Source organism: Bacillus xiamenensis (genome assembly GCF_000300535.1).
GTDB classification, from domain to species: domain Bacteria; phylum Bacillota; class Bacilli; order Bacillales; family Bacillaceae; genus Bacillus; species Bacillus xiamenensis.
On sequence record NZ_AMSH01000097.1, the window covers coordinates 1 to 5513 of the forward strand.

General features: G+C 40.7%; 6 protein-coding genes and 1 pseudogene. All 7 read right to left on the minus strand.

Features of this window, described 5'->3' with window-relative positions; genetic code table 11:
* Positions 1 to 98: 98 nt before the first annotated feature.
* Positions 99 to 518, minus strand: coding sequence for a YkvA family protein (locus BA1_RS17840; RefSeq protein ID WP_008362032.1), 420 nt, complete (start codon positions 516 to 518; stop codon positions 99 to 101).
* A 95-nt stretch (positions 519 to 613) separates the two neighbouring features.
* The gene (gene dltD / locus BA1_RS17845; protein ID WP_008362034.1) at positions 614 to 1780 is read right to left on the minus strand and encodes a D-alanyl-lipoteichoic acid biosynthesis protein DltD; all 1167 of its coding nucleotides are present in this window, start codon (positions 1778 to 1780) and stop codon (positions 614 to 616) included.
* Positions 1780 to 2016 carry a D-alanine--poly(phosphoribitol) ligase subunit 2 gene (gene dltC, locus BA1_RS17850; RefSeq protein ID WP_008362036.1) on the minus strand — a complete coding sequence of 79 codons (237 nt, stop codon included), beginning with the start codon at positions 2014 to 2016 and terminating at the stop codon, positions 1780 to 1782. Before dltC ends, dltD begins: the two co-directional genes overlap by 1 nt.
* Before the next feature lie 21 nt (positions 2017 to 2037).
* Positions 2038 to 3222: a D-alanyl-lipoteichoic acid biosynthesis protein DltB gene (gene dltB / locus BA1_RS17855; RefSeq protein ID WP_008362038.1), complete on the minus strand. Its 1185-nt coding sequence runs from the start codon at positions 3220 to 3222 to the stop codon at positions 2038 to 2040.
* Complete coding sequence (gene dltA / locus BA1_RS17860) at positions 3219 to 4724, minus strand: D-alanine--poly(phosphoribitol) ligase subunit DltA (RefSeq protein ID WP_008362041.1); 1506 nt, start codon at positions 4722 to 4724, stop codon at positions 3219 to 3221. The genes dltB and dltA overlap by 4 nt, the downstream gene beginning before the upstream one ends.
* 14 nt (positions 4725 to 4738) lie before the next feature.
* Positions 4739 to 4888, minus strand: coding sequence for a teichoic acid D-Ala incorporation-associated protein DltX (locus BA1_RS18935; RefSeq protein WP_024427820.1), 150 nt, complete (start codon positions 4886 to 4888; stop codon positions 4739 to 4741).
* A gap of 253 nt (positions 4889 to 5141) precedes the next feature.
* Positions 5142 to 5297, minus strand: a pseudogene (locus tag BA1_RS19745) (Kelch repeat-containing protein); the annotation flags it as partial.
* Positions 5298 to 5513 lie beyond the last annotated feature (216 nt).

Sequence of the window (5513 nt, forward strand, 5' to 3'; positions counted from 1 at the left end):
CGGATCTAGTTTAACATTCGTGAGCAGCGGCACGCAGGACTGACAAAGAATGCAAGGGTTTGTCTACACGCTGGAGCCTCCGTTTTGGAGGCTTTTCTTTATGCAGACGGCATACCGCCATCCTCAAGCTTTTGATCAATAATAGACGTATCGGTTTTCTCACCAAACCACTTTGCCAGCCTGTCTTTCGCTTTTCCTTTGACATCATCATCAATATACATCGCCACTTGAAGCAGGGCAAATGTGATCGCTCCTAAATCATCTGTGTAGCCGACACCAATCAACGTATCGGGGATGAGATCAATCGGAAGGATAAAGTAGCCTAACGCGCCAATGATGAGGGTCTTCGCTTTAACAGGCACTTCTGGTTTTTGCAATGTATAGTAAAGTAATAGCACAGCATAGACAAGAGAGACCCCAGCTTTTTGTGCCGTCTTTTTTAACTTTTCCCAAAAGGCATGATCATTAAAATGCTTCTTCGAACGCTTTAATAGTTCTTTTTTCTCAGAACGATTCATTGTATCGCCTCCATATTCAGCATAGCCCTTTCACCCTATTTATACAGGAAATTCACTCATTCGACAAACAAAAAGCAGCAGAAAGCTGCTGCATTCTACTGCTCTTTGTAAAACTTTTCGATCGCCTTATCGATGTACACCCACCCTTTATAAGACACATGAATCGTATCCTTAAAGAAATATGGATCATACTCATGTGAAGTCAAATCTGCGACTTCATACCCGTTTTCTCGAATTTGACGATTGACCTTTTCATAATACTCTGTACGTCCCTCTTTCGGAAACCCAGTGTAGTCATACCATTTTCCGTTGACAGGAATCGTCACAAACAAAGGCTTCGCCCCTGCCTGTTTTAAAATATCCAGCATGATCTGAAAATCTTTGTATTCTGGTGATTCGGCATAAGAATGACCTTGGCGGGAATCCTTCATCTTACTCATAATCGGCTTTAGTTTACGGTCATACAGTCTCTGATCCATATAGAACGGGTTATCCCCTGCTTTTTCCGCAGCTAATACACTCGCTTCTTTTTCAAGTTCAGTCCAAGACTTCCCTTTGACTGAAGGAGACGGACGAAGCTCGCGCTCATGCCCCGATCCAATCGTATAGTACATGTCTTTCTTTTGAAGCATCCCATAATACATTTTCGCAATAGGAGAAATCGCGCGAAATGCGAATTTGTTCCCAGAAAGCTCTGCTTTAAAAAGCTCTGTAATCACCATGTCGTCCTTCACTGCTTTAAACGTCATGATTCTTTTCATCAGCTCTTTTTTTACAGCCGGATTAATTTCTTTATTATAGGCAAGATTCAACGCTTGAAGCGCTGAATAGTTAGGTGCAAAGTGATTCTCGTCAGATCCCCATTTCACAAACCACTGTGGGGACACGATAAACACAAGCTTTTTCCCTTTTAATTCATCCATATGCGCTGCGAAGTTCATGGCATGGATTAATGATTGTGATCCACCTTTTCCAATAAGATAAGGTGTAAACCCTTGATTGTTCTCATGAAAGAAATTCGAAGGGTGATATGGATCAAAACGTGATAGTTCAGAAGATCCATAGATCGGCAAATAAGTTGGATCTTTTAGCATTTCATCTTGTAAATAAAGCCCTTGGAACATCTCTGGATCTAACTCTGTGGCTGACTTTTGTAATTTGTCTTTTGGGATCAGATGTAAGAGCCATGCATTTGGTACAAGAAGAACACCAATGAATAGAACAGCCGCCAAAATAAGCGGCCCAAAAAAACGCTTTTTCATTACTTCATCTCTGCCAGCTGCTCAGCAATGTGATTCGGCGTATCCCACACATCACGATCGAACTCTGTAATCGGAACAGTAATTCCTAGATGACTTTCAATCGCCATGAGCAATTCAACTGTACCAAATGAATCAAGAAGACCTTCCTCAAAAATCGCAATCTCTGGATTTTCTTTCACAACATCGTCCTGACAAACCTCTGCAATAATACCATATACTTGATTTTTAAATTCCATAATTTTCTACTCCCTTAATCATTAATGATGAAATGGTTTTCCTGAAAAAATATAAAAGCCGAAACAAATCACATGGAATGTAATCATGATCGAAACAACAGCTGTGACCTTATTATCCGGCCACCATTTGTGCTTTTTATTCCATTTCTCAAATAAATTGTAACCGGACATGACAACCGCATGGTACAGTCCGTAAATAATATATTGAAGGGCGAGTCCATGCCAAGCACCCATCAATAGAAAGAGAACAAAGTACCCGATATTCGATACGGCCATCCGGTTCTTCAACCACTTCTTTTTTGTCATAAAGAACACAAATCTCATAAACACATAGTCTCTGAACCAGAAGGATAGCGACATATGCCAGCGATTCCAGAAGTCTTTAATATTTCGGCTGAGAAACGGCTTATTAAAGTTTTCTGGTGATTTGATGCCCATGATATAACTCACACCCACAGCAAACGCTGTATATCCAGCAAAGTCAAAGAACAAATACATACTGTAGGCATACATATACGTTAACTGCTGAACAAAGTGGCTGCTGCCAATATAATGAATATTCATCAAAATATATGTGTGAATCAGATAGCCAATAATGAATTTATATAGGAAACCAATAAAGATTTTATGAATCCCAGCATATAGAAGGTCACTGTACACTTCCTTTTCAGGCGGTGTATCCATATCCTTTTCAAACCGGCGGTATCGATCGATTGGACCTGATGAAATCGTCGGGAAAAAGACGATGAAATAGACCAAACGGTGAATCGAGATTTTCTTTTTAATCAAGCCGTCTCTCGTCTCAATAATTAACTGGACACCTTTAAATGTTAAGTACGAGATTCCTAAAAAGCTGAGCCAGTTCATTGGCGGCGGATGATGCGGATGATGATTTAAAAAGAACGGCAAGATTTTTGATAACACAAGCGGCAAAATAGATGCCACAACCGCCATATAGAAAACAGAAGCTTGATTTGCCTTTAACCGGTACGCAATGTACAGGCGGATGATCAACACTTGCCACACCGTAAACAAGAAGAGCAGCAGAGCCCCATGTGCATCTTTTGAGAAAATAAGCGCCAGCGCTACAACTGTTGCAAACATGTTGTAGCCTTGCATTCTTTTGCCACGAAGACCGAGAATCATTGTCGGCAAAAGGAGAATACCAATCAGAATGAAGAAAAAGAATGAACTAAACGGAATCATAGAAGAACCTCTTTCGCGATTCTTTTACGGTCAACCTTCCCGTTAGGTGTCATGTACAGCTGCTCAAGATAGACAAATTTTCTCGGAATCATGTACGCAGGGAGTGAATCCGCCATTTCTTTTTTTATCGCACTTGTCAGCTGATATTCTTTTTCAAATGAATGCTCTGATGGGACAATCGCTGCAATTAAGTACTCCACATGTCCGTTTGGTTGGAACGGAACAATCACACAAGCATTGACATAGGTTGTCTCGCTCACATGGTATTCAATTTCTTCAAGCTCCATCCGGTATCCATGCAACTTGATTTGATAATCAAGACGGCCGTGGCATGTAATTAAACCATCCTGCTTCACACCTGCATCACCTGTGCGGTAAGCAGGGCGGCCTTCGTATTCAAAGAACACTTGATCCGTTAAAGCTTGTTCACCTAAGTAGCCTTTACTGACGCTTGGCCCCACGATGACAATTTCCCCTTTTTCTCCATCTAGGAGCGTCTGACCTTCTTCATCTAAAATGACGATATCTGTATCAGGTTTGGCATAGCCCACTGGTAAAGAATCGTGCTGATCGACAACCTCCTTCGTCACTTCAATCGATGTGATGGCAACAGTTGCTTCAGTTGGACCGTACGTATTAAAGACCTGCGCCTTCGGAAAACGCTCAAGGAGTGCACTTGCTACAGATACAGGAAGCGCCTCACCGCAGAAAAGGAAAACGTTCAGCTCTGGTAAAAGCTCCCCTGTAAAGGAAGGGTCCATTAAGCACATTTGGACAAAGGACGGTGTGGATGTCCACACTTCAACGTCAGATTGACCAAGTGCTGCAAACATATCCTTCGGCTTATTGACAAGATCTTTCACTAAACAATAAAGCGTGCCGCCTGATTGAAGCGCTGGGTAGAGATCCATCACTGATAGGTCAAAAGAAAACGGTGCTTGATTTAAGAACGTGCGTCCCTCTCCGATTGGAAAATCGCTGCACATCCACTCTGTAAAGCTTTCTAAATTGTTGGCTGTTACCTGAACGCCTTTCGGTTTACCGGTACTGCCTGACGTATAAATGATATAGAAGACATCATCACCTTGCACCCACTGCGAGGATGGTGGTGCTTCTTTTTCAAGCGCTAAAAGCGATGATGCACTCTTCACATGAATGTGTTCTTCTACATCCAGTACAGCCTGCTCATTTGCACAAATCAATAGACTCGCTTTTGAGCTTTCAATAATTGAGACAATACGCTCAGCAGGTATTGAGATATCAACTGGAATGTAAGGTCTGCCTGATTTCACACTTCCTAAGAAAGAAATCAGCATCTCTGGCTCCATATGACCGTATACAATGACAGGTGCACTGTCAGCTGTAACCGCATCAATCGCCCCCGCCATTTGGTCTGATAGACGCCAAAGCTCATCATATGTGATCGAAGCGTGTTGAGAAACAAATGCTGGCTGTGTCGGTTTCGTTTGTTGGTATTCAAGAATCGTGTGTAATAGTTTCATCGTTTACTCTCCAATTAAAAATCGTTGTAAATGAATGATCCCGTATTCGCTGTATGGAATCCGTAAATAAAGAACAATAATAGCAAAATAAGTAAGTAAAAGCTTGTATACCCTATCCATTTTACAGACTTATTTTCTGATAGCTTTTTGAATAGCATATTGATAACCTCTTTTCTTTTGACACTTATAAAGACGCATGGATCATCCAAAGGTTTCATATCAAACCATAAAAATCTTAAGAAATAACGAAGAAAAGATGTCCAAAGTATGAAGGTGTGATTAGGCAAAGCTGTATTATTGTAACAAAAATTTAATGTATTTGAAATGAAATGGAAGCTTAAATTTACCTTAAAATTGGTGAAAACTGTCGAACAAACGCAAAAACCACCTAGTTTGACTAGATGGCTTTGATTTCAATTACTTCTTATATTTATTGACTTCGAACATGAGAATGTTGTTGAATACCACATAATCCTTTTTGCTTTCAAAAGGACCTTTGTTGTTGTCATGCTCGTCAATTTCATAAAACCCGGGACCTTCGCCGGCATCACGCTTTTTGTACCAGGATGGAAAGGTCAGATTACTTCAGCAGTGCGTTGACCAATCTAGTATTTAGAGCTTTAGCACTCAATACTTTTTTCCTATTCATTACATTTTTTTATATTGTTAAAATAAACATACTTATTTGAGAAGGGAGTGAACCTTTCTGGGCAAAATACTTGATGCAAAAGCACTAACCAGTGCCATGGATATAAGATCAAAACACTATCAGGCACTCCGCGAACACAT